The sequence below is a fragment of the Kribbella sp. NPDC000426 genome, assembly GCF_040300265.1.
Taxonomy (GTDB): Bacteria; Actinomycetota; Actinomycetes; order Propionibacteriales; family Kribbellaceae; genus Kribbella.
In genome coordinates this window covers 274,577-296,683 of record NZ_JBEPDK010000009.1, presented here as the reverse complement: position 1 = coordinate 296,683, position 22,107 = coordinate 274,577, and the positions used below count along the sequence as shown (strand labels likewise).

At 68.2% G+C, this 22,107-nt stretch carries 25 protein-coding genes and 1 pseudogene; 17 read left to right on the top strand and 9 right to left on the bottom strand.

Annotation, left to right across the window (positions count from 1 at the left end; genetic code table 11):
• Position 1 precedes the first annotated feature (1 nt).
• The 6 genes and pseudogenes from ABT313_RS38430 (at position 2) to ABT313_RS38405 (ending at position 3,704) form a co-directional block, all read left to right on the top strand.
• Positions 2-922: an acetamidase/formamidase family protein gene (locus tag ABT313_RS38430; protein WP_350864557.1), complete on the top strand. Its 921-nt coding sequence runs from the start codon at positions 2-4 to the stop codon at positions 920-922.
• Positions 919-1,923 (top strand): alpha/beta fold hydrolase, encoded by a 1,005-nt coding sequence (locus ABT313_RS38425; protein ID WP_350864554.1) that lies wholly within the window; start codon positions 919-921, stop codon positions 1,921-1,923. Before ABT313_RS38430 ends, ABT313_RS38425 begins: the two co-directional genes overlap by 4 nt.
• 75 nt (positions 1,924-1,998) lie before the next feature.
• Positions 1,999-2,238: pseudogene (locus tag ABT313_RS38420) on the top strand (helix-turn-helix transcriptional regulator); the annotation flags it as partial.
• A gap of 30 nt (positions 2,239-2,268) precedes the next feature.
• Positions 2,269-2,595: a VOC family protein gene (locus tag ABT313_RS38415; RefSeq protein ID WP_350864551.1), complete on the top strand. Its 327-nt coding sequence runs from the start codon at positions 2,269-2,271 to the stop codon at positions 2,593-2,595.
• A 69-nt stretch (positions 2,596-2,664) separates the two neighbouring features.
• Positions 2,665-3,354, top strand: a complete 690-nt coding sequence (locus ABT313_RS38410; protein WP_350864548.1) for a hypothetical protein — start codon at positions 2,665-2,667, stop codon at positions 3,352-3,354.
• Positions 3,351-3,704 carry a GntR family transcriptional regulator gene (locus ABT313_RS38405; protein WP_350864545.1) on the top strand — a complete coding sequence of 118 codons (354 nt, stop codon included), beginning with the start codon at positions 3,351-3,353 and terminating at the stop codon, positions 3,702-3,704. Before ABT313_RS38410 ends, ABT313_RS38405 begins: the two co-directional genes overlap by 4 nt.
• 14 nt (positions 3,705-3,718) lie before the next feature.
• On the opposite strand, the gene ABT313_RS38400 is transcribed toward ABT313_RS38405, so the two are convergent.
• From ABT313_RS38400 to ABT313_RS38385, 4 genes are all read right to left on the bottom strand, one after another.
• Entirely contained in the window at positions 3,719-4,633 is a 915-nt protein-coding gene (locus ABT313_RS38400; protein WP_350864965.1) for a PrsW family intramembrane metalloprotease, read from the bottom strand.
• Between the two features lie 235 nt (positions 4,634-4,868).
• Positions 4,869-5,486 carry a hypothetical protein gene (locus tag ABT313_RS38395; RefSeq protein ID WP_350864543.1) on the bottom strand — a complete coding sequence of 206 codons (618 nt, stop codon included), beginning with the start codon at positions 5,484-5,486 and terminating at the stop codon, positions 4,869-4,871.
• A gap of 28 nt (positions 5,487-5,514) precedes the next feature.
• Positions 5,515-6,576, bottom strand: a complete 1,062-nt coding sequence (locus tag ABT313_RS38390; RefSeq protein WP_350864541.1) for a HAMP domain-containing sensor histidine kinase — start codon at positions 6,574-6,576, stop codon at positions 5,515-5,517.
• Positions 6,573-7,235, bottom strand: coding sequence for a response regulator transcription factor (locus ABT313_RS38385; protein ID WP_350864538.1), 663 nt, complete (start codon positions 7,233-7,235; stop codon positions 6,573-6,575). The genes ABT313_RS38390 and ABT313_RS38385 overlap by 4 nt, the downstream gene beginning before the upstream one ends.
• 110 nt (positions 7,236-7,345) lie before the next feature.
• Here ABT313_RS38385 and ABT313_RS38380 point away from each other — a divergent pair, with 110 nt between their 5' ends.
• The 3 genes from ABT313_RS38380 to ABT313_RS38370 are packed head-to-tail and all read left to right on the top strand — an operon-like array spanning position 7,346 to position 10,211.
• Positions 7,346-8,263 carry an ATP-binding cassette domain-containing protein gene (locus tag ABT313_RS38380; protein WP_350864536.1) on the top strand — a complete coding sequence of 306 codons (918 nt, stop codon included), beginning with the start codon at positions 7,346-7,348 and terminating at the stop codon, positions 8,261-8,263.
• Positions 8,260-9,660 (top strand): ABC transporter permease subunit, encoded by a 1,401-nt coding sequence (locus ABT313_RS38375; RefSeq protein WP_350864533.1) that lies wholly within the window; start codon positions 8,260-8,262, stop codon positions 9,658-9,660. The genes ABT313_RS38380 and ABT313_RS38375 overlap by 4 nt, the downstream gene beginning before the upstream one ends.
• Positions 9,657-10,211 (top strand): hypothetical protein, encoded by a 555-nt coding sequence (locus ABT313_RS38370; RefSeq protein WP_350864530.1) that lies wholly within the window; start codon positions 9,657-9,659, stop codon positions 10,209-10,211. Before ABT313_RS38375 ends, ABT313_RS38370 begins: the two co-directional genes overlap by 4 nt.
• On the opposite strand, the gene ABT313_RS38365 is transcribed toward ABT313_RS38370, so the two are convergent.
• Positions 10,192-10,905: a class I SAM-dependent methyltransferase gene (locus ABT313_RS38365; protein ID WP_350864527.1), complete on the bottom strand. Its 714-nt coding sequence runs from the start codon at positions 10,903-10,905 to the stop codon at positions 10,192-10,194. The genes ABT313_RS38370 and ABT313_RS38365 overlap by 20 nt on opposite strands.
• A gap of 97 nt (positions 10,906-11,002) precedes the next feature.
• On the opposite strand from ABT313_RS38365, the gene ABT313_RS38360 reads away from it, so the two are divergent.
• Positions 11,003-11,494: a hypothetical protein gene (locus ABT313_RS38360; RefSeq protein ID WP_350864524.1), complete on the top strand. Its 492-nt coding sequence runs from the start codon at positions 11,003-11,005 to the stop codon at positions 11,492-11,494.
• Positions 11,495-11,745: 251 nt separating this feature from the next.
• Here the strand turns inward: ABT313_RS38360 and ABT313_RS38355 are convergent, their stop codons facing one another.
• Together ABT313_RS38355 and ABT313_RS38350 are read right to left on the bottom strand one after the other, a co-directional pair.
• Positions 11,746-12,495, bottom strand: a complete 750-nt coding sequence (locus ABT313_RS38355) for an orotidine 5'-phosphate decarboxylase / HUMPS family protein (RefSeq protein ID WP_350864521.1) — start codon at positions 12,493-12,495, stop codon at positions 11,746-11,748.
• Positions 12,496-12,524: 29 nt separating this feature from the next.
• Positions 12,525-13,565 (bottom strand): Ldh family oxidoreductase, encoded by a 1,041-nt coding sequence (locus tag ABT313_RS38350; protein WP_350864518.1) that lies wholly within the window; start codon positions 13,563-13,565, stop codon positions 12,525-12,527.
• 104 nt (positions 13,566-13,669) lie between these two features.
• Here ABT313_RS38350 and ABT313_RS38345 point away from each other — a divergent pair, with 104 nt between their 5' ends.
• Together ABT313_RS38345 and ABT313_RS38340 are read left to right on the top strand one after the other, a co-directional pair.
• Positions 13,670-14,617 carry a sugar phosphate isomerase/epimerase family protein gene (locus ABT313_RS38345; protein WP_350864515.1) on the top strand — a complete coding sequence of 316 codons (948 nt, stop codon included), beginning with the start codon at positions 13,670-13,672 and terminating at the stop codon, positions 14,615-14,617.
• Positions 14,614-15,654: a zinc-dependent alcohol dehydrogenase gene (locus ABT313_RS38340; RefSeq protein ID WP_350864512.1), complete on the top strand. Its 1,041-nt coding sequence runs from the start codon at positions 14,614-14,616 to the stop codon at positions 15,652-15,654. Before ABT313_RS38345 ends, ABT313_RS38340 begins: the two co-directional genes overlap by 4 nt.
• On the opposite strand, the gene ABT313_RS38335 is transcribed toward ABT313_RS38340, so the two are convergent.
• A complete protein-coding gene (locus tag ABT313_RS38335; RefSeq protein ID WP_350864509.1) occupies positions 15,626-16,423 on the bottom strand; it encodes a FadR/GntR family transcriptional regulator in 798 nt (265 codons plus the stop codon). The two genes, ABT313_RS38340 and ABT313_RS38335, sit on opposite strands and share 29 nt — an antisense overlap.
• Before the next feature lie 198 nt (positions 16,424-16,621).
• On the opposite strand from ABT313_RS38335, the gene ABT313_RS38330 reads away from it, so the two are divergent.
• From ABT313_RS38330 to ABT313_RS38315, 4 genes are all read left to right on the top strand, one after another.
• Positions 16,622-17,671 (top strand): Gfo/Idh/MocA family protein, encoded by a 1,050-nt coding sequence (locus tag ABT313_RS38330; protein WP_350864506.1) that lies wholly within the window; start codon positions 16,622-16,624, stop codon positions 17,669-17,671.
• Positions 17,671-18,669, top strand: coding sequence for a Gfo/Idh/MocA family protein (locus ABT313_RS38325; protein ID WP_350864503.1), 999 nt, complete (start codon positions 17,671-17,673; stop codon positions 18,667-18,669). The genes ABT313_RS38330 and ABT313_RS38325 overlap by 1 nt, the downstream gene beginning before the upstream one ends.
• Positions 18,666-19,298 (top strand): SGNH/GDSL hydrolase family protein, encoded by a 633-nt coding sequence (locus ABT313_RS38320; protein ID WP_350864500.1) that lies wholly within the window; start codon positions 18,666-18,668, stop codon positions 19,296-19,298. The genes ABT313_RS38325 and ABT313_RS38320 overlap by 4 nt, the downstream gene beginning before the upstream one ends.
• A gap of 62 nt (positions 19,299-19,360) precedes the next feature.
• A complete protein-coding gene (locus ABT313_RS38315; RefSeq protein WP_350864496.1) occupies positions 19,361-20,125 on the top strand; it encodes a sugar phosphate isomerase/epimerase family protein in 765 nt (254 codons plus the stop codon).
• Between the two features lie 118 nt (positions 20,126-20,243).
• Here ABT313_RS38315 and ABT313_RS38310 read toward each other — a convergent pair whose 3' ends face one another.
• A complete protein-coding gene (locus ABT313_RS38310; RefSeq protein ID WP_350864493.1) occupies positions 20,244-21,104 on the bottom strand; it encodes an AraC family transcriptional regulator in 861 nt (286 codons plus the stop codon).
• A gap of 137 nt (positions 21,105-21,241) precedes the next feature.
• On the opposite strand from ABT313_RS38310, the gene ABT313_RS38305 reads away from it, so the two are divergent.
• Positions 21,242-22,078, top strand: a complete 837-nt coding sequence (locus ABT313_RS38305) for a phytanoyl-CoA dioxygenase family protein (RefSeq protein WP_350864490.1) — start codon at positions 21,242-21,244, stop codon at positions 22,076-22,078.
• Positions 22,079-22,107 lie beyond the last annotated feature (29 nt).

The window sequence follows — 22,107 nt, the reverse complement described above, 5'->3', positions numbered from 1 at the left end:
GATGGACCACAAGCTCGACGCAACTCCCGAGACGACCGTCGACGTGTTCGGCGCCGGCCTGCCGTCGGTGCTGACGATCGACCCCGGTGACACGCTGACCGTTCATTCACTGGATGCCTCGGGCTACCTGTCACCGCAGCAGACGCCCGGTGAGCAGCAGCCGAGGATGTTCGCCGAGGCGCGCGGTCATTGCCTGACCGGACCGATCGCGATCCGTGGGGCGCAACCTGGTGACATGCTCGCGATCCACCTGGTCTCGCTCACGCCCGACCCGTGGGGCTGGACCGTTGCCGGTGCGCTGAAGTCGCCGATCACGGAGCGGTTGGGAGTGACCGAGCAGCCGTCCTGGCTGCTCTGGGAGCTCGACCCCGACGCTGGAACCGGCCGCTGCAACGGCGGTTTCACGCGTGAGCTCGCACCTTTCCTCGGCGTGATCGGCGTGGCTCCCGAAGCCACCGGCGAACATTCCACGATCCCGCCCCGGGCCATCGGCGGCGGCAACATCGACTGCAAGTCTCTGGTTGCGGGCTCGACGCTCTACCTGCCGGTGGCCGTCGCGGACGCGATGCTGAGCCTCGGCGACGGTCATGCCGCACAAGGTGACGGTGAGGTGGGCGGTACGGCGATCGAGTGCCCGATGACGACGACCCTGACCGTGGACCTGGTCCGCGAGCCGCGTCCGGTCGAGTCGATCCACGCGGAGACTCCGGACGGCCGGATCACCTTCGGTTTCGACGCCGATCTGAACGTCGCGACAGGCGACGCCCTGGACGCGATGGTGCGTTGGATGCAGGCGATTCTCGACGTCGACAAGAGCACCGCCCTGGCTCTTGCCAGTACTGCGGTCGACCTCCGCATCACCCAGGTCGCGAACCAGACCTGGGGAGTCCACGCACTGCTCCCGGCCGGCGTACTGGCGTGAGCCAGGTGCAGACCGGGATCTTCAAGCTCGGCGATCTCGAGACGGAGCGGGGTGGCGTCATCCGTGACGCCGAGCTGTCCTGGCAGACCCACGGCACGCTGTCGCCGACCCGCGACAACGTCATCGTCTACCCCTGCAGCTACGGCGCGACCCACGAAACGCAGGAGTGGCTGATCGGGCCTGACGGCGTACTGGACCCGGCGCGGTGGTTCGTCGTGATACCGGACATGTTCAGCAACGGGCTCTCCTCGAGCGCGTCGACGGACCCGGAGTTCCCGTCGCTCGTGACGATGGCGGACAACGTGCACGCGCAGTACCGGCTGCTCACCGAGGAGTTCGGGATCGACCGGTTGGCCGCGGCGTACGGGTTCTCGATGGGCGCCGGCCAGGCGTACCACTGGGCGGCTCTCTACCCCAGCTTCGTCGACCGGGCGATCGTCGTCTGCGGGAGTGCACGGACCTCGCCGCACAACCGGGTCTTCCTGTCCGGCCTGCTGCGGATCCTCGAAGCTGCTCCCGAATACTGCGGCAACGGGCGGTTCACGGCCGAGCCGGTTGCCGCCAAGCGCGCCTTCGCGCACGTGTATGCCGGGTGGGGACTGAGTCAGGACTTCTATCGGGCGCGGTTGTTCGAGACCGTGCTCGGGGCACCGGATCTGGACTCGTTCCTGCAGACCGACTGGGTGGATCGCTTCGCCGAGAGCTCCGCCGCCGACCTGTACGCGCAGGCGCTCACCTGGTTGGAGGCCGACATCAGTACGTCGTACGACGGCGATCTGGCCGCTGCGCTCGGGGCGATCAGCGCCGGCGTGCTGCTGATGCCGTCGGCCACTGATCTCTACTTCCGGACTGCGGACAACGAACTGGAGCTGGCCTCGTTGAGATCGGCTGAACTGGTGGAGATCCCCAGCATCTGGGGACATCGGGCGGGCTCGCCGCGCGATATCCCCGCCGACCTCGACTTCCTCCGGCGGCGGGTGCGGGACTGGCTGGACACCTGAGGAACAGCACTCGTACGGCTACGCTCGGAGGGTGACGATCGTCGTACCGGTGGAGCTGCTGCCGCACCTGCGGCGGGCGTCTCGAAGTACCACTTCCTGCGGTGTTTCGCAGCGGAGTACGGCGAGACGCCGATGCAGTACGTGACCCGGCGGCGGATCGAGCGGGCGACCGACCTGCTGCGGGCGACGAACCTGACGGTGACCGAGGTCTGCGGGCTGGTCGGGTACAGCAGTCTGGGGTCGTTCTCGCAGCGGTTCACGGAGCTGGTGGGGATGACGCCGACGGCGTACCAGCGGACGCAGACCGGGGCTTAGCGTCGTACTCACGACCTTTGAGGAGGAACTGTGATCACGAACGTGAGCCTGGTGACGGTCTACGTCGACGACATCGACGAGGCGAAGGCGTTCTACACCGAGAAGCTCGGGTTCGAGCTCGGTGAGGACATCACGCTGAGCGAGGACTTCCGCTGGTGCACGGTGCATCAGGCCGACCATCCCGAGCTCGAACTCGCGCTGATGCTGCCCGGGCCGCCGATGGACGAGGAGTCCGCGGGGTGGATCCGGGAGCCGGCGGATCGGCCGTACGGCGTGGAGGCGGTACTGCGGGACAACTCCGGCAACTGGCCCGTACTGGTCGAGCAGAAGGCGTACACGGCCGCCGACTTCGCGTGACCCTCGGTTGACTTACGCTCTTTGTATCAATACATTTGGTACAAAGAACTCCAGGGAGCGTGGTCTGCGGTGGACGTGCTGTGGCTGGTCGGGGTGATGGTGGTGGCGTCGGGGATTCTGTGGACGCAGCGCCGGAGGGCGGCACAGCGGGAGGTCGACCGGCGCGTCGAGCGCGGCGGGCTGCCCGGGGAGCGTGACCTCGTCGAGGCGGCGCTCGAGTGGTACCGGCGGCGTCAGGAGATCCTGATCCTCGGCGTACTGGCCGGGGTGCTGGTCGCCGGTGGTGCGGTCGTGCTGGTGTACCTCGGGATGGATCTCGGCTTCGTGCCCGGTGCCGTGCTGGACGTCCGGCTGCTCACCTGGTTGCTGGCGGCGACGGCCGCGTTCGGCGGATTCGCGACGCTGATCAACGGTTACCGGACCGTGCGGGCCTCGCGCGCCGACGGGCCACGGCTCGCCGCGCTGCGGCCGCGGAAGCTGAGCGACTACCTGAGTCCGATCGAGATCGCGATCTACGACGGCTGCGTCGTCGTGCCCTTGGTCGGCGCCGGACTCGGCGTCGTGGTGCTTGGTACGAACGATCACCCGTCGCGGGGCTGGATCCTGATCGGCAGCGGTCTGGCCGGTGTGGTGGTGTGGGCGATCGGACTGCTGCTCACGCGTACGGCGTTGCGGGTGAACCAGCCGTCCGGACGTGAGGCCGAGCTGCGGTGGCAGGAGGCGCTCCGGGCGCACCGGGTGCAGCGAGTCGCCGGATGATCATCGCGGTCGACCCGGCGGCAGCGAAACCGCCGTACGAGCAGGTGAAGGATCAGATCTCCGGGCTGATCCGGACCGGCGAGCTGGCGCAGGGGACTCGGCTGCCTACTGTGCGACAGCTGGCGGGGGACCTTGGGCTGGCGGTCAACACCGTTGCTCGCGCATACAAGGAGCTGGAAGCCGAGCGGCTCGTTGAGACGCGGGGGCGGAACGGGACGTTCGTACTGGCGTCCCGGAGCCGGGTGGATGACGAGGAGACCCGCGCTGCCGCGACTGTCTTTGCGCGGGCAGCGCGGCGGGCGAACCTGTCCCTCCCGGAAGCCACCGAGCTGTTGCACCGAGCCTGGTAACCCGCTGCTTGCTTCTAGGGCTTGCTGTGGAGGCGTAGGAGTTCTGCGCGGGTGTGGGTCACGGCGGGGGAGTCGGTCGCGTTGGACTGGGCTATTGCCTGGGCCAGGTCGCTGGCGGCTTCCATCAGGTGGTTGGCCTTGCGGCGGCTGTGGAGGTGCTTGCGGTACTTCTTGCGGTCCTTGTGGAGTCCGCTGACGGCGTCCAGGAGGGGTGGGTCGACGGCGCCGGTCGCCAGTTCGGGCGTGAGGAGCTCCCGGATCCAGGTGCGTTCGTGCTTCGCGGCGTGGCGGAGTACGTAGAAGAGCGCGGTCAGTTCGACGGCTGCGATCAGGAACGGGAGGATCCCGGCCCACACGCCGCCGTTGCTGAGGCCGCCCATGTCGTCCCAGGCGAAGTGGAAGAACATCGCCATCAGCATCGTGAGGATGCCGCGTACTACGTTGCGTTCGCCGCGGGTGCGGCCGAGCACCCACATCAGGCCGGCGCAGAAGATCGCGCTGAACAGGGCGTGCGAGACGATTCCGGCGGCGCCGCGGACGATGAAGACGCGCAGCGACGAGCCGAGCTGGTCGACGCCGTACTGCTGGGTGGCGCCGTTGTAGACATACAGGATGTCCTCGAAGACCTGGAAACCCAGGCCGATGAACGCGCCGATGATGAAGCCGTCGTACGCGCTGCGGACGAGTCGCGGCGCGAGGCCGATCAGCAGGACGAGGCCGATCGCCTTGGCGAACTCTTCGTTGATCGGGGCGGTCAGGCCGGCGCCCCAGGTCTGCGCGAACGACGTGCCGCCGATCTTGGCCCAGACCGCGAGCAGGGCAGCGTTCGCGGGCAGGGCGATCCAGAACGTCGCGGCGACGCCTCCCCAGACGAAGCCGGTTGCCAGGAGCGATGCGGGCTGAGCTGTGAAGCGGTTGTGGTGGCGCAGGAGGAGCAGCCAGGGGATGAGGTGAGGCCGAACAGTACGACGCCTCCTGCGAGCGCCGGTGTGTAGAACTGGGCTCCGGGGCCGAAGACCCGCAGCATGGTGATCGCACCGGCACCGACGCCCAGCACGTAGACCCAGAACGCGACGTTGTGCGGCTGCAGGAACCGGTACGGCTGGCCCCAGCCGGACTCCTCGATCGCGTCGAGCTGAGCGGTCTTCTCCTGCGGTACGGCGGTCATCGCGCCGCTCCGGGAGTGATACTGCGCAGCATCGCGCCGACCTGGTCCTCGTAGTGCTCGAACTGCCCGGACGCCGTACGGATCCGGACGAGAAGGGCCGGAGCGCTGTCGGCGGCACTGCCCTTGCCCATCTTGAACGCTACGTCGACGCCGTCGCCGCTCGGACCGCTGCCGCTCTCGACCACGCCGACCAGGCCGGAGTCGGTGGTGAGCGAGCCACGCGCTGCCGTGACGCCCGGCGGACTGCCTTGCGATCGATGCACCTGGTCGAGGAACGCGGCCGCGCTGCCGTCGAACGTCGTACCGATCACCTCGATCGTCGCGCCACCCTGTGCGAGCAGCACCTGCAGGCTGGTCGCGCTCGCCCCGGCACCGCCGACGAGCGTCCCTTGCTCCAGCTGCCAGCCGACCGGCGGCACCGCTGTCGCACCGTCGCCGAGGTCGAGCACCTGCCCGGCCCGAATCTCGTTGTGCCACGGGATCGCCGCGTTCAGCCCCTGCCACCCGTAGATCAGCAGCAGCGCGATCGCGAGCGCCGAGAACCCGGCCTTGAACGTCCGCCGATCCAGCCCGAACCACCTCTGCTCGACCGGCACCCATTCCTGCGTACTCACGCCCGGAGCCCTTCTCTCGCCGTTCCCATCACTGTAGAGCGCGAGCCTGCGAACCCGCCGCGTCTTCGCGGGGGAAGTCGATGGTGATGTGGAGGCCGCCGGTGGGGTTGGGGGTGATGGTCAGGGGCGCTTGGTGGGCTCGGGCGATGGCGGTGACTATGGCCAGGCCCAGGCCGTGGCCTTCGGTTTGGGTTGTGCGGTCGGGGTTCAAGCGTTGGAAGGGTTGGGTGAGGCGGGGGAGTTCGGTTGTGGGGATCGGCGGTCCGGTGTTGGTGATGGTGAGGCGGCCGGTGGAGGTCGTGGTGATGTCGACGGTGCCGTGGGGGAGGTTGTGGCGGATGGCGTTGGTGATCAGGTTTGTCAGCAGGGCGGTGGTCAAGGACGGGTCGCCGGTGACCTCGGCGGGAGTCAGGTCGGTGCGTAGCTCGATGCCGTGGCGTGCGGCTTCCGATTGGTGGTCTGAGGCAACGGTTTTGGTGAGCGCGCCGAGGTCGAAGGGCTGCCGGCATTCGATGTGCTGCGAGCCGTTGGCCAGCGTCAGGAGTGCCTCGATCAGCTGTTCTTGCTGACGGCCCAGGTCCAGAAGTTCCTGGCAGGCTGAGCGGATCGTCTCGATGGTGGCGTCGGGGTCGGTGAGGGTGAGTTGGAGCAGCGTTCGCTGGACGGTGAGCGGCGTACGCAGTTCGTGGGAGGCGTTCGCGATGAACTGGCGTTGTGCGGTGAACGAGTCGTGCAATCGCTGTCGCATGGCGTCGAGGGTGTCGGCGAGTTCGGTGAACTCCTGATAGCCGGCGGGCACGTTCACTCGGCTGTCCAGGTCGTCGGCGGACATGGAGCGGCTGATCGCGTGCAGGGGGAGCAGTGCGCGGCCGGCGATCAGCCAGCCGAGGGTGATCGAGGCGGCGGCCAGTACGACGAGGGCCGCGGCGGAGTAGCGCAGTACCTCGGACAGGTTGCTACTGGCGTTGTTGCCGCTGAAGAGGCCGAGGTCGACGACTACGAGCACCACGATGCTGCAGGCGAAGGCGAGCCCGGCGTTCAGCAGTGTCAGCCGGGTGCGCAGCTTAGGGAGCTCCGGCGGGCGGCTCACTGCGGACCGATCCGGTAGCCGCCTTCGCGGACGGTGTGGATGGCAGGCGGTACGCCGAGTTTGGCGCGCAACCGGCCGATCGTGGTCTTCACCGTCGTCGTGAACGGATCGGTGGCCTCGTCCCACACCTGCTCGAGCAGCTCCTCCGCGGAGACGACTCGCCCGCCGGCGGCCAGCAGGTGTTCGAGCACAGCGAACTCCTTCGGGCTGAGGTCCAGCCGCCGCCCCGAGCGCGTGGCGACCCGGTGGCTGGGGTCCAGCGTCAGGTCGCCGTTGTCCAGCACCGGCGGCAGCGCCTGAGTGGACCGGCGGCCCAGGGCCCGGACCCTTGCCACCAGCTCGGCGAAGTCGAACGGCTTGGGCAGGTAGTCGTCTGCGCCCAGCCCAAGTCCCTCTACCCGGTCACGCACCGTCCCGGCAGCGGTGAGCATCAGCACCCGCGTACTGGCTCCACCTGCCACGATCCGGCGACATACCTCATCGCCGTGCACACCTGGTAGATCCCGGTCCAGCACCACCACGTCGTACCGAGTTAGGTCTATCCGCTCCAACGCACTGCCTCCGTCGAGCGCAGTGTCCACGGCCATGGCCTCGCGGCGTAGCCCGTCGGCGATCAGCGCGTTCAGCGTCCGGTGATCCTCAACCACCAGCACCCTCATGGTCACAACTCCTCTCGGGTACGGCGGCCACGATGCCAGCCCGGCGGTGACAACCAGGTGACAGCCGGGCGCACCGGGCTGTCACCGGCGTCGGCGTACAAAACCATGCCATGACTGATGCCACGATCGAGGTCGCCGACCTGCGCAAGCGGTACGGCGGGACTACCGCGCTGGACGGGATGACGTTCACGGCCCGGCCCGGGCGGGTGACCGGTTTCATCGGGCCGAACGGGGCCGGCAAGTCCACGACGATGCGGATCGTCCTTGGGCTGCACACCGCCGACGCGGGCCACGCTCTGGTCGGAGGGCGGTCCTACCTGTCGCTGCGAAGCCCACTGCGAGCGCTGGGTACCTTGCTCGACGCATCGGCGCTGCACCCGGCCAGGACCGGCCGCAACCACCTGCTCTGGCTGGCGCAGTCGCAGGGTCTCGGTGTGGGCCGCGTGGACGAGGTGATCGAGCTGGTGGGACTGCCGGCAGCGAGCCGTCGCCCAGCCGGCGGCTACTCGCTGGGCATGCGGCAACGGCTCGGGATCGCGGCTGCGCTGCTGGGTGATCCGCCGGCGATCATGCTGGACGAGCCCTTCAACGGCATGGACCCCGAAGGCATCGTGTGGCTGCGGGGCTTCCTGCGCGCGCTGGCTGGGCAGGGGCGCGCAGTACTGGTGTCCAGCCACCTGATGAGCGAGCTGCAGGACATGGCCGACCACGTGGTCGTAGTCGGCCGCGGTCGGGTGCTCGCGGACAGCAGTGTGGCCGAGCTGATCGCAGCAGTGTCAGGCGATCGCGTGCTGGTGCGGACCAGCGTGCTCGAGCCTGCGGCTGCTGCGCTGTCCGCGGTAGGTGCCCAGGTGTCGCAGGCGGAGAGCGGAGTGCTCGCAGTACAAGGCCTTATGGCTGAGCGGATCGTCGCAGTACTCACTGCGGCTGGACTGGCGTTCTCAGAGCTCAGCCCGCACCGGGCGACGCTCGAGGAGGCGTACCTGGAGCTGACTGGCGACGCGGTCGAGTACCGGGCTGTCTCGTGATCAGATACCTGCGCGCGGAGTGGGCCAAGTTCCGCTCGGTTCCTGGCTGGGTGCGTGGTACTGCGGTGGCGGCCTTGCTGATCCTGGTCTTCCCTGTGACCGGGCTGGGCGGTGGTCCGCCCGACCAGACGCCACCGATCCCGATCGGTCCAGACGGTACGCCGGTCAGTGATGCCTACTACTTCGTCCACCGGGCGCTGACTGGTGATGGCCGGATCACCGTGGAGGTCGGCCGACTGACCTCCCTGCGTACAGGCGCGTGGGCGAAGGCGGGGCTCATCGTCACCGCCGGTCCGGAGCCAGGCGCACGCTACGCGGCGATCATGGTCACGGGTCAGCACGGCGTGCGGATGCAGCACGACTATCTGTACGACCGGGCAGGTCCGCCGGCCACGGCGCGCTGGCTGCGGCTGACGCGTTCTGGGGACACGCTGACCGGCGAGGCCTCAACGGATGGCGCCCATTGGACACACGTCGACACGGTGCGGCTGGCTGGGCTTGGTGCGACCGTCCAGGCTGGGCTGTTCGTGGCCTGTCCAGCTCGGGTCAACGGTCTTGCCACTGCTGGTGATGTGGCTACAGCGGAGTTCGGCATGCCGCGGCTGGACGGTTCGTGGTCTGCGGCTTGGATGGGCAGCCAGGTTGGTGAGCCGGAGCATGCGGGTGCGTTCGTCGCGTCGTCGAAGGGCTTCACGGTGACGGGTTCCGGTGACCTCGCCCCAGCCACGCGCAGCGACGTACCGTTCGGGATCGCGGCGAGCGACGTACTGTTCGGGACCTTCCCGGCGCTGATCATGATCGTCGTCATCGCCACGCTGAGCATCACGACGGAGTACCGCTACGGGCTGATCCGGACGACGCTGAGCGCCGGCACGCGCCGCGGCCGGGTGCTCCTGGCCAAGACGGCGGTGCACGCGGGAGTCACGTTCGCCACCAGTCTGGTCGCTGCTGTTGTTGCGCTTCCCCTTTGGTTGCGGCTGATTCGCAGTATGGGTGTCTACCTCTTCCCGGCATCACCGGGCGTCCTGCTGCGTGTTGCTGTCGGCACTGCCGCCGTACTGGCAGTCACTGCGGTCCTTGCTCTTGGCGTTGGCGTCATTCTGCGTCGGAGCGCTGCTGCGGTGACCGCTGTCGTTGCAGCGACCGTACTGCCGTACCTGATCGCGCTGACGCCGTTCGTACCGCCTGCCATCGCGCAGTGGGTGACGCGGGTGACTCCGGCGGCTGCGTTTGCTGTGCAGCAGACACTCGTTCGCTATCCGCAGGTCGACAGCGTCTACACGCCGGCTACCGGCTACTACCCGCTGCCGCCGTGGGCAGGTCTTGGTGTGCTGTGCGGCTATGCCCTGGTCACTCTGGCTGTGGCTGCTGTCCTACTGCGCAGGAGGGACGTGTGAGGGTCGTACGTGCGGAGTGGACCAAGCTGCGCACCACACGAGGCGCTGCGTGGCTCCTGCTGTTAGCTGCAGCCGTCACCGTGGCGGCGGGCCGTCTGGGCCTCAGCGGCTTGTACCTGGGTCAGGTGCCGGTTGCAGTCGTGGCCGTGCTGAGCGTTAGCGGCGAGTACAGCAATGGACTCATCCGCACCACGCTGATGGCTGTGCCAAACCGCACGACTCTGATGGCTGCCAAGGCGCTGGTGCTCTCGGCTGCCGTTGCAAGCTTTTCCTTGCTGTTGGCAGGTCCGCGGGCAGTCGTGTACCTGGTGCTGATTGCGATGCTGAGCCTGGGCATAGCCGCAGTACTGCGGGACTCCGCCGTCGCGATCGGCGCCGTACTCGGACTGCTCTACCTACCGCCGATCCTGACCACACTGGTGGCTGACGCGCACCTGCGGCGGCTGGTCAACCAGATCGCGCCGATGAGCGCCAGCCTGTGGGTGCTGGCCGTGTGGTCGCTCGGGGCGATGCTCGTCGGCACACTGCTGCTCAGAGTTCGTGATACCTGACGCAGATGACGTCGCCGCCGGTTTGGGAGACGACACGGAGGCCGGCGGCTTCCAGCTCGCCTCGTAGAGCGGCGGGCTGCAGGTGGCGGCGGTGCGGGAGGTACCAGGTCCCGTCGAGCTGGACTGCGTCGTCCGCTGGGTCGGCGGCCTGGTAGCAGATGCCGGTGGTGGCGTCGTACCGGAAATCGCCCTCGTAGACGCGGTCCGGGTGGTAGATCGCAGTTGAGAGGACGTAGTACCCAGTGCTCTTGAGGCGATCGCGCACGGCGGCCAGCAGGTTGGCGCGGTCGGGGTCCGTGACGATGGACTGGAGGCAGTAGCTGTCGAGGATCACGTCGTACTGTTTGCTGCCGGCCCCCATTGCGCACACTTCCTGCACGCTGAAGTTGACGTCCACACCGCGCTGCTGGGCGAAGCGGCGGGCCAGCGTGATCGCCTCGGGGATGAGGTCGATCGCGTCGACGCGGAAACCTCGCGCGGCCAGGAAGCAGGCCGCCGGTCCGGTGCCGCAGCCGTACTCGAGTACGTCGGGCTCGGGCGGCAGCTCCAGCTGCGTCAGCGCGTGTTCGAGGAAGGGCCGGTTCGGGAAGACGTCGTACTCGTCGGTCTCCCCGAAGAGGTCGCTCCACTGCGTCAGCCCCTGCTGCACAAGCTGCTGGTACGCCGTCTGGTGCTCGGCGTAGTAATACCTCACGCGGACCTCCACCGTCGTCGAGCGCTTACTATGGCTCGCTGTCGTCCGCCTGACCACCCAATTCCGACGACGGCAGCCAGCCACGGGAGGACGGCCGATGGACGAGAACACGCATCGCGCGGAGGCCGAGGCTGAAGCCGAGCGCATCCAGCAGGAGGTCGAGGAGGCCACCGCGGACCCGGCCGCCCAGGAGGAGTGGATCCGGCAGTCCAACCTCATCTACGGCGGACTGGCCGCGGCCGGACTCGTTGTCGTGCAGCCGTTCCTGACCTCGTCCCCGCTCAACCTGTCGGCGAAGATCTGCGTGATCGCCTTCGCTGTCTCGATCCCGCTGCTCGCCGCCCTCCTCGTCCTGAACCGGCAGGAGGCGTTTCGCCACCGTGTCACCAGATCCCGCCTCGTCGCGGTCGCAAAGGCAATCGCCCAAGGCTCCGCCTTCGTCGGCATCGCCGCCGCCTTCTGGCACATCTCCCTGGCCGCCGGCATCGTCTTCGTCCTCGTCGCAATCTTCGCCGTCGGCGTCCACTCCTCGGGCTACGTCCAACTCGAATACGACGGCAGGTTTCGTTCGAGATTCCGCCGCCGCTGACCAACTGACTCTCCGCCGCACCTTGTCCGCGCGACGGGGACGTTCTGGGTGCGCCCCTGTTCACGGCGCCGATGGCTTCGTCGGCTTTCGCCGCGGGCAGACCACCCACGACTGCTGCGTGACTTCCGTGTCTCCTGGCTGGGCCGCAGCGAGGACAGGAGCTATCCCACTGTGTGGGCCGTGACCTAATTTCGTCACGCGGGACGGCTACCGGCTTCGGGGATCGGCCGCGCCCCCGCGGGTGCTGCCGTTCAGGACTGTGACATGCCGCGGCTGGGTTCGGGGTAGCGGATCTCGGCCGCGTGGACGCGCAGGCAAGCGTCGCTGAGCACGCTGAGCAGATCGCCGCCCGCCGTACTGAAGGCCTGATCGTCGATCGCGAGGGGTGCGCCGAAGACGACGACCGGTGCACCGGTGCCCGGGCAACTGATGGCCTCCTCGATGCTCAGACCGCCGACAGCCTGGACCGGCACCGACACGGCGGCCACGATGTCCGGCAGGTCGGTGAGCGGCGTGAGGCCGCTCTGCTTGGCACGATGGTCGAAGCCGATGTGGTGGATCACCATTCCGACGCCGAGCTGCTCGAGGCGGATCGCCTCCGAGACCCGGTCGTCGGCTCCGAGGTCGTCGCCCATCACCAGCAGACCGAAATCGGCGCCCGCTGCACACACCCGCTCGATGGTGGCGTCGTGGGCACGGCCCATCACGATCACCGCGTCCGCACCGGCCTCGCCCATCATCTCCGCCTCGAGATAGCCGCCGTCCATCGTCTTCAGGTCGACGATCAGCGGGTGGGCCGGAAACTCCTTGCGCAGCGCGCGCACCGCATGCAGACCCTCGGCCAGTACGAGCGGAGTACCCACCTCGATCCAGTCGGCGCCGGCTTCGACCGCGGTTGCGGCAGTTCGCAGGGCCTCGGTCCTGGAGGTCAGATCGAGCGAAACCTGGACGATCGGCCGGCTGATGCTCTCGCGTGACAGTTCGCGGATGGACGAGGACATGTGCTACTCCATTCGGCAAGGGCAGCCGATCAGGACGATCGGGTGCCGGGGAAGGCGACGCCGTGACGCGCGCCGAGCAGGTGCAGTTCGTCGACGGTCGCGGCTGCGAGCGGGATTCCGTCGCGGAGCCGTTGTTCGCTGGTGTGTTCCTCGGGTTCGCCCGGCACGAGGACGCCCTCGAAGTCCGGCGCCGGTGCGATGGCGTGGGCGGCCTCGATCAAGGCCCGCAGGCGTTCCACGAACGAGTCGTACGACGTGAAGTGGGCGATGTCGATCGCCAGCAGCCAGTGCCCGATGTTCTGCGGTTTGGTGAAGTCGGTGTACATGTTCCCGAGCTCGTGGGAGACCGCGGCACCGCTCAGTACGCCGGCGAGGATCTCGATTGCGAACCCGAGCCCGTACCCCTTCGGCCCGCCCAGTGGAAGCAGGGCTTCGACGGCCGCTGCATCGGTGGTCGGCCGTCCTCGGGCGTCCACGCCCCAGGTGTCAGGGACCGGCGCACCGGCGGCCCGGGCAACCATGACCCGGCCCATCGCGCTCGTACTCGTGGCCATGTCGACGCTGACCGCTGTGTCGTCGGCCGGAGCGGCGAAGGCAATAGGGTTAGTCCCGAGCAGCACCTCCCGTCCGCCGTACGGGACGACGATCGGTTCCGAGTTGGACGCGACGATGCCGACGGCGCGGTGCGCAGCCATCCAGCGGGCGTAGAAGCCGGCGGTGCCGAAATGAGTGCTCCCGCGCACGGTCGCGACGGCGACGCCGGTCGACCTGCTGAGCGTCAACGCCGCCTCGGCAGCCTTCCGAGCAGCGATCTGCCCCGCCGCACCGTTGGCGTCGACGGTCACCACCGACCCAGCGCCCGACAGCACCGGCGCCGCATCCGGCCGCACCAAACCGGCCGCGATCCTTCGCTCGTAGGCGGGCAGCCTGATCACGCCGTGGGAATCGATGCCCCGCAGGTTGGCGTCGAGCAAGGTCCGCGCGAGAAACCGGCTGTCGTCTACCCCGTACCCCCACGCCCGCACCAGCGACGTGGTCCAGGACTCCAGCGCTGCGGCTTCGATCGGCATGGAGGCCGGCCCTTCTCTCGAGTTCAGGCGCGACAGACTCTGGCGCCGCATTAATACTATACGTCATACTTATTGCTGCCTACAGTCGACGGAAGAAGGTGGTCGTGAAGATCAGCGTGTTTCCCAAGGGCGACCTGGAGGCGATCGCCGTGCACCGCAAGATGTCGGTGCACGACTGGATCGAGAAGGCCCGGGCGCTGCCGGTGGACGGTCTCGAGCTGTACTCCGGAATGTTCTGGCGGACGACCGACGACTTCGTCGACCAGGTGGGGGAGCACCTGGTGTCGGCGGGGTTCGAGATGCCGATGCTCTGCGCCTCGCCGGACTTCACCCACCCCGATCCCCGCCGGCGGGCCGAGGAGATCGACGCCGAGGCCGAGCTGATCCGGATCACGGCGAGGCTCGGCGGTCCGGGGGCCAGCACCCGCGTCCTGTCCGGTCAGCGCCATCCTGGTGTGACGAGAGAGCAGGGACTGGAGTGGGCAGCGAACGCGATCGAATCCCTGCTGCCGCTGGCGCGTGAGCTCGACGTCACCCTCGCGCTGGAGAACCATTACAAAGACGGCCGGTGGGAGTATCCGGAGTTCGCGCAGCGTGCGGACGTGTTCCTGGAGCTCCTCGACCGGATCGACGACCGGGCCCATTTCGGGGTGCAGTACGACCCGTCCAACGCGATCGTCGCGGGTGACGACTCAGCGGACTTCCTGGACCGGGTCGTTGACCGGGTGGTGACGATGCAGGCCTCCGATCGCCGGCTGACCGGTGACGCCTCGTTGGACGATCTCCGGAGCAGCGACGGCACGCTGGGGTACTCGCCTCTGCTCGAGCACGGCGTCATCGGCCGCGGGCTGAACGACTACCCGAGGATCTTCCGGACGCTCCGCGCGGCCGGTTACGACGGCTGGATCAGCATCGAGGACGGAGTGAACGGCATGGAAGAACTGCGCCTGTCGGTCGAGTTCCTGCACGAAGCGAGGGAGAAGTACTTCGATGGGTCGACCCGCGTTCAGGTAGCCACTCACGAAGCGGCGAGAAAGGCCGCGGGCGTATGAGGGGCCTGGTGAAGTACGCCGGTCGCGACGGCGCGGTCGAGATACGCGAGCTGCCGGCCCCCGAACTCATCGCGGGGCACGTGCTGGTCGAGGCGAGAGCCGTCGGTGTGTGCGGCTCAGACCTGCACATGTGGCGAAACACGCACAGCTGGCCGACTCGCGAGCCGGTCGTACTCGGCCACGAGATGGCCGGTGTGATCGTCGACAGAGCCGACGACGTACCTGGCTGGGAGATCGGCGACCGGGTGGTCTGCGAGACGGCAGCCTCGATCTGCGGCGAATGCGCCTTGTGCCGGACCGGTCGGTACAACCTGTGTCCGGATCGGGAAGGGTACGGCGCCACGAGGGACGGGGCGTTCGCCGAACTCCTCCTGGCCGAGCCCCGGGTGCTGCACCGCATTCCTGACAACGTGTCTTTCGAGCAGGCCGCCCTCACCGAACCGTTCGCAGTGGCCTACAACGCCTTGGTCGAGCGGGCGGCGGTGACGCCGGGCGATCTCGTTGTCGTCCAAGGGATCGGTGCGATCGGAGCCCTGTCGCTGCAGGTCGCGCGGCTGCGCGGAGCCGGCGCCGTCATTGTCCTGGGTGCGCGGGTCGACGCGCTGCGGCTGGAGAAGGCGCAGGCTCTGGGCGCGGTGCGGACCGTGGACGTGACGGCCGAAGATCCGGTTGCGGTGGTGCGTTCGTACGGCGACGGCTTGGGCGCCGACCTTGTCGTCGACGCGACCGGCGTCAGCGGTGCCTTGCGGTCGGCGCTGGACATGGTCCGGCCGTTGGGATCGATCGCGAAGATCGGCTGGGGGCCGCAGCCCTTGGACTTCAGTCTCGATCCACTGGTGGCGAAAGCGGTGACGCTGTACGGCTCGTTCTCGCACACCTGGTCCACCTGGGAACGTGTCCTGCAGCTGTTCTCCAGCGGCCGCCTCGATCCCGATGCGGTGTTGGGCGGGGTCTATCCCTTCCAGGAGTGGCGGTCCGGTTTCGCGGCGATGGAGGGGGGCTCGAACATCAAGAGCGTGATCTCGATGACTTCTTGACGGCCGGTACCTCGTCCTGCCGTGTCGACTGCAGCGCCTCGAACTCCTGCAAGGTCTCGTCGACGAGCGCGAAGGCGGCCTCTTGTGCCGAGCCGGCGTCCCGCTTGCCGAGCGCATCGGCGAGTTGCAGGTGACGCTCGACCGAACCGCTGGTCATGTCGTGCATCCCTGGCCGCATGTCATGCCTTCTGACCTGCAAGGCGGCCCCGACCGTGCCTGACAGTTGCGCGATGACCGGATTGCCCGTGCCGTTGAGCAGCAGTTGGTGGAAGCGTTCGTCCGCTGCGAAGTAGTCGTGGCTGTCGTCCGCCTCGAGGGCGTCCCGCATCCGGAGGGCGGCCGCGCGAAGCTCCGCTGCGTCCTGCTCCGAGATGCGGCCGGCAGCCAAGCGGGCGGCAGCTTGCTCGACCCCCAGACGGAGTTCGAGCAACTGGCGCATCTGGTCGACGTACTGGACGCTCTGCGCGCGCCACTTGACGACCTGTGGATTGAGCAAGTCCCAGCTGGTGAAGGGCAGGACGCGGGTGCCGACGTGGGGGCGCCCCTCAACCATTCCCATCGATCCCAACGCTCGCAGGCACTCCCGCATCACGGATCGAGACACCTCGAATCGCGCGCACAACGCCTCGGCCATGACGATGCTGCCGGCCGGGAGTTCGCCGCTGACGATCTCCCGGCCGAGGTCGTCGAGCACCCGGCCGTAGAGTCCGCTCGGTGCCGCGGGACGGGGCGCCGTGCCACCGGTTCGGGCCTGGGCCGTATCGGACATGCGGTCCTATCGGGTCGGGGGCCGCGGGATGCGGCCCCAGTCGGACTCAAATCTAGCAACCTGCCCGGATCCTGCCCCGGCAGCGCGACTTCCGGCAGTCGCGGACCGTGATTGTTGCCCTATGCAAGCAAGCTGGGACGGCAGAAAATCTGACATGTATTTGACATTCAGGCGGAGTGGATGCGCTATCCTAGGGTCGTGATCACACGACACCCGGCCGGGCCGGGACGTCCGGTTCGGATGGCGGTCGTCGGACTGCACTTCGGCCGGACCATGCTCCGCACGCTGGGGGACTCGCCGATGATCGACATGGTCGGGGTGTGCGATCTCGACCAGGACCTGACTGCTTCGGTCGCCGCCGACGAGGGGGTTCGCCACTACGCCGATCTCGACGAGATCCTGGCCGATCCGGAGGTCGACGCCGTCGGCCTGTTCACCTCACCGGTCGGCCGCGCCGCGCTGCTCTCGCGGATCGTCCGTTCGGGCAAACCTGTCGTCACCACCAAACCCTTCGACATCGATCCGGACCAGGCGCGCGCGGTGCTCGACGAGGCCGGGCGCCGAGGTGTGGTCATCCGGCTCAACTCGCCGAGTCCGTCACCCTCGGCAGATCTGTCCCTGATCGGCCGATGGCGCACGGGGCACCATCTCGGTCGGCCGATCGGCGCGCACGCCGCCGTGTGGGCGTCGTACCAGGAGCGGCCCGACGGCAGTTGGTACGACGACCAGTGGCGCTGCCCAGCCGCTCCGATCACCCGTCTCGGGGTCTACCTGGTCAACGACCTCATTCGGCTGATGGGCCCGGCGGAGCGAGTGCAGGTGCTGAGCAGCCGGGTCCGCACCGGACGCCCGACGGCGGACAATGCCCAGCTGGCGTTGACGTTTCCGGGTGGAGCGCTCGCGACTGTGTTCGCGTCGTTCTGCGTCGACGACGGCCTGGCCTACGGCAACGAGCTGACGGTGCACTTCGAACGCGGCACGATCACGCGCGCCCGCGCCGATCGTCCCGGGATGATCGATCTGCTCCTGATCAAGGACGGAAGACCGGTCGAGAGCTGCTCGGTGCCGGAGATTCCCGACGAGGGTTATGACCTGGCCGAGTTCGTCTCGGCGGTCCAATCGGGTGCGGTGATCACTGCTGACGAGGCGCGCCAGATCGTGGCCGGCGTTGCCGTGCTCGAGGCGGCCGGCCGCGCCGAGCGCTCCGGGGCCGTCGAAGCGGTCCGCGCGAGTGAGTCGGAGCAATAGTGATCCCGCCCATCGGTGTAGGCCTGTACGGCCACAACGGACACCAGCTTGATCTTGCCGGCGACCGCTACCCGTACGCGCGCCTGGCCGCCATCGCCGGCTTCGATCGCAACCTGCTGCACGCCGACCTGCGCGCCGATCCGGGCATCCGCTCGTACGCGACGTTGTCCGAACTGCTTGCCGACCCGCGGGTCCAGGTCATCTCACTGTGTTCGCCTCGACGTGCGGATCAGGCGCGCGACGCCATTGCCTGCCTGCGCGCCGGTCGCGCGGTGTACGCCGAGAAGCCGGCCGCCCTCACCGAGAGCGCGCTCGACGAGATCATCGCGGTGGCGAAGACGACGGGGATCCCGTTCCGCGAGATGGCCGGTACCGCCTTCCGTCCGCCGTACCCGGCTGCTCGTCGGCTGGTGGCGTCTGGCCGGATCGGCACCGTCGTCCAAGTGACGGTCCAGAAGTCGTACCCGTACCACCCCGGAAGGCCGCTCGACGACGCCGTGGACGGCGGACTCATCGGCTCGGCCGGAATTCATGCCTTCCGCCTGATCGAACACGTCGCCGGCGAACGCATCGAGACCGTGAACGGCAGCCGGACCGCGCTCGGCGGCCGCGAACTCGGGCAATCCGGCCGGTTCGCCACGGCCGCCACGCTGAACCTCTGCTTGGCGTCCGGAGGTCTCGCGTCCGCGGCTCTCAACTACCTCAACCCACCGGGGACCGGTGTCTGGGGCAACGACGAACTGCGGATTTTCGGCACCGCCGGCCTGGTCGTGGCCTCGGCGAGCGGTGCAAACACCCGATTGGTCGTCGGTGCGGACGATCTCGGTCCGATCGACGAGCCGAGTCCGTCGCCCGATCCGCACGGCGACGTCTACTTCGATGCCTATCTCCAGCACCTGGTCACCGGCGCTCCCATGCCGCTGGCGACCGAGGACGAACTGCATCCGACCAGAGTCGCGATCAAAGCGACTGAGATCACCCGAAAGGCCTGTCCATGACCATCACCCTCCGGCCGGACACGACAGTGCTCTTCATCGGCGACAGCATCACCGACGCCGGCCGTGGCCGCGACAACCCGGCCGCACTCGGCTCCGGGTACGCGGCGATGGCCGCGGGCTGGTTCGCCGCGAGCAATCGCAGCCACAACCTCCGCTTCTACAACCGGGGGATCGGCGGCAACCGGACCTGCGACCTGCTCGACCGCTGGGAGGCCGATTGCATGTCCCTCGAACCGGACGTGGTGTCGATCCTGGTCGGCGTCAACGACGTACTGAGGCGCTACGACAGCGACGACGCCACGTCGCTCGAGCAGTTCACCAGCAACTACCGCACGATGTTGAGCAGTACGGCGGAACGTGGCGCGAAGGTGATCGTCATCGAGCCGTTCCTCGTCCCGGTCCGGCCCGAGATCTGGGCGTGGCGCGACGACCTCGATCCGAAACTGGTCAGCATCCGCCGGTTGGCCACGGAGTTCGACGCGACCCTCGTCCCGGCGGACGGCCTGCTGGCTGCCGCCAGCGCCGACAGCACACCGAAGGCCTGGGCGGACGACGGAGTGCACCCGACCATGGCCGGCCACGCCCTGCTCGCCCAGGCCTGGCTCGCCGCGACGCGGCCGGCTGCCTGACCACCAAACCAAGAGCGCCCCGGGAGCCGTCCCTGGGGTGGAGCGCACCGATCGGAGACGCCATGTCCATCAATAACCCACTGGGCGCGCAGCTCTACACCCTCCGCGACTATCCCGCCGCCGAACGCACCGCCAGGTTCGCCGCGCTGGCCGCCGCGGGGTACGGGGCGGTCGAACAGCCCCGGGACGACAGCGTCCCCGCCGAGCAACTCCGCGCAGAGCTCGACGCGGCCGGGCTGACCGTCAGCAGCATTCACGCCAAGCCGGCCGAAGGATTCGCCCAGGCGGTCGCAACCGCCCGCGCCCTCGGCACGGACACGGTTATCCAGTCCATCGGCCGCCGGGACGTGTGGTCCGACGCCGACGCTGTCCGCGGGTATGCGCGCGAGCTCGGCGAGCTGAGTCGACGGCTCGCCGACGAGGGCATCCGGTTCGGCTACCACAACCACGAGTTCGAACTGGCCGAGCTCGACGGGTGCAGCGCGCTGGAGATCTTCGCCGACGCGCTTCCGGCCGGGATGGTCCTGGAGATCGACACCTACTGGGCGGCGGTCGGTGGACAGGATGTGCCGGCGCTGCTCGGTCGGCTGGGCGATCGGGTGCGGTTGCTGCATCTGAAGGACGGGCCGGCGCAGGACTCGGAGGCACCGATGACGGCCCTCGGCGCGGGAACCCTCCCGGTTGCCGACATCATCGCCGCGTGTCCGTCGGCCGAGTGGCACATCGTCGAGTTGGACGCGTGTGCGACCGACGTGCTGTCCGCCCTCGTCGACAGCGCGCGGTGGCTGTTCGACAACGGCCTCGCGCAGCGGACGGTCATCGCGTGAAGGGCGGCCGCGTACGGCGTCGCCGGGCACGGACACGATGCTCGGCGCCGGCATGCGGACCGCCCGCCGACGGATCGATGCATGGAATCCGACGGTCTGAGGATGTTGATGAATGACCTCAGCCCTTGACGGCTCGATGCGCATTTCGGTAATCGCGGGGAGTCATGCCTTTCAGCTCGCGGAATCGGCGATTGAAATTCGACAGATTGGCGTAGCCGCTACGCAGGGACACCTCGGTGACCGGCAATTCAGTGGTGATCAGCAACTGGCACGCCGTATCCACCCGCAATTGGCCGAGGTATTCCGTCAGCGTCAGGCCCATGGCGCGACGGAAGAATCGGCTGAACGACGTCGGCGACATGTGGACCAGTTCCGCGACCTCCGTCAGCCCGATCTCGCGGGTGTGCGCCTGCCGCAGATGACCGCAGATCTTGTCGATCCGGCTGCGCAGGGCTGTGTCGGGGGCGGCTGTGTAGCCGGGGCCGCTGATCGCTTGCCGTTGTCCAGCGCTGGAGAGCAGGTGGAGGGCTTCGAGCAGCCGGATCGTCTGCGCGGCCGGGCTGTCGAGCGTCGGCAGTTCCACAAGAACGTCCTGGACCCGCGGGGGAGCCGGGCTGAAGAGCACGCCTCGCGAGGCCGAGGCAAGCAGTGCGGCAATGCTCCGGAACTGTGGCAGCGCAAGGAATCCCGGGCCGAGGAAGTCCTCGCGGAACTGCGCGACGACGGCTTCGGCCGTGCGATCCGGGCCGGGGTCGGATGCGAAGGTGTGCGGCAGATCGGGGCCGAGCAGCACCAGGTCCCCGGGCTGGTACGGCTGAACACTGGTACCCGCATAGCGCGTACCGGTGCCGTTCGTGATGAGAGTCAACTCGTACTCGTGGTGGAAGTGCCAGGAGAAGTCGAAGGCCGCTTGGCGCCGGATGAAGCACTTGATCGTCGTGCCGTCGGGCGTCTCCGGCACTTCCTGACGCGGCTTCACCTCGGCACCCCGAGCCGGCCGGGCAGACGAGAGGTCAAATGAGTATCAGTTCGGGGCAACGGCTGCGTGGCCGCCGGACGAACCGGGTGGAAGGCTTGACGCCGGTCCCAGCCATTCCGTTGGAGGAGCGAAATCCTATGAGCACTCTGGCCCCGGCCGTTACCGCAGAGCTCGACCGGCCGTACCCGCTGGTCGCGACCGCCACCGCGGACTTCGCTCACGACGGCTTCGTGCACCTGCAGAATGTGCTTTCGCCGGAAGTTGTCGAGCATTTCGAGCCAACGGTCACCACTGAGGTTATCCGGCTGAATACGCAACACCTCCCACTCGAGGAACGCGATACGTACGGCAAGGCTTTCATCCAGGTGACGAACCTCTGGGAGCACCACGAGGCGGTCCGGCAGCTCGTGTTCTCGAAGCGTCTGGCCGGCATCGCCGCGCGGCTCCTGGGAGTCCACGCGGTCCGGCTCTATCACGACCAGGCGCTCTACAAGGAGCCCAGCAGCGGCATCACCCCGTGGCACGCGGACCAGTACTACTGGCCACTGTCGAGTGACCGCGTCTGCACGATCTGGTTGCCGCTGCAGGAGACGCCGCTCGAGATGGGGCCGCTGGCCTTCGCCCGCGGCAGCCACAACTTCTCCTTCGGCCGCGACTTGCAGATCAGCGACGAGTCGGAGGCCGAACTCGAGCAGGCCGTTGCCCAGCAGCGGTTCGAGGATGTCGTGGAGCCGTTCGCCCTGGGCGACGCCAGCTTCCACCGCGGTTGGACCTTCCATCACGCAGGCCCGAACCGCGGAACGATTCCCCGCCGGGTGCTGACGGTCATCTACATGGACGCCGACATCCGCATCACTGAACCGGCGAACAACCACCAGATCAGTGACCGGCAGTGGATGCCCGGCGCCGAGGTCGGTCAGGTCCCGGTCACCCCACGGAACCCGGTGCTGTACGACGCCCGATGGCCCGCCTGACTCGGCGCCCGGTGCCGATGACTCTTGCC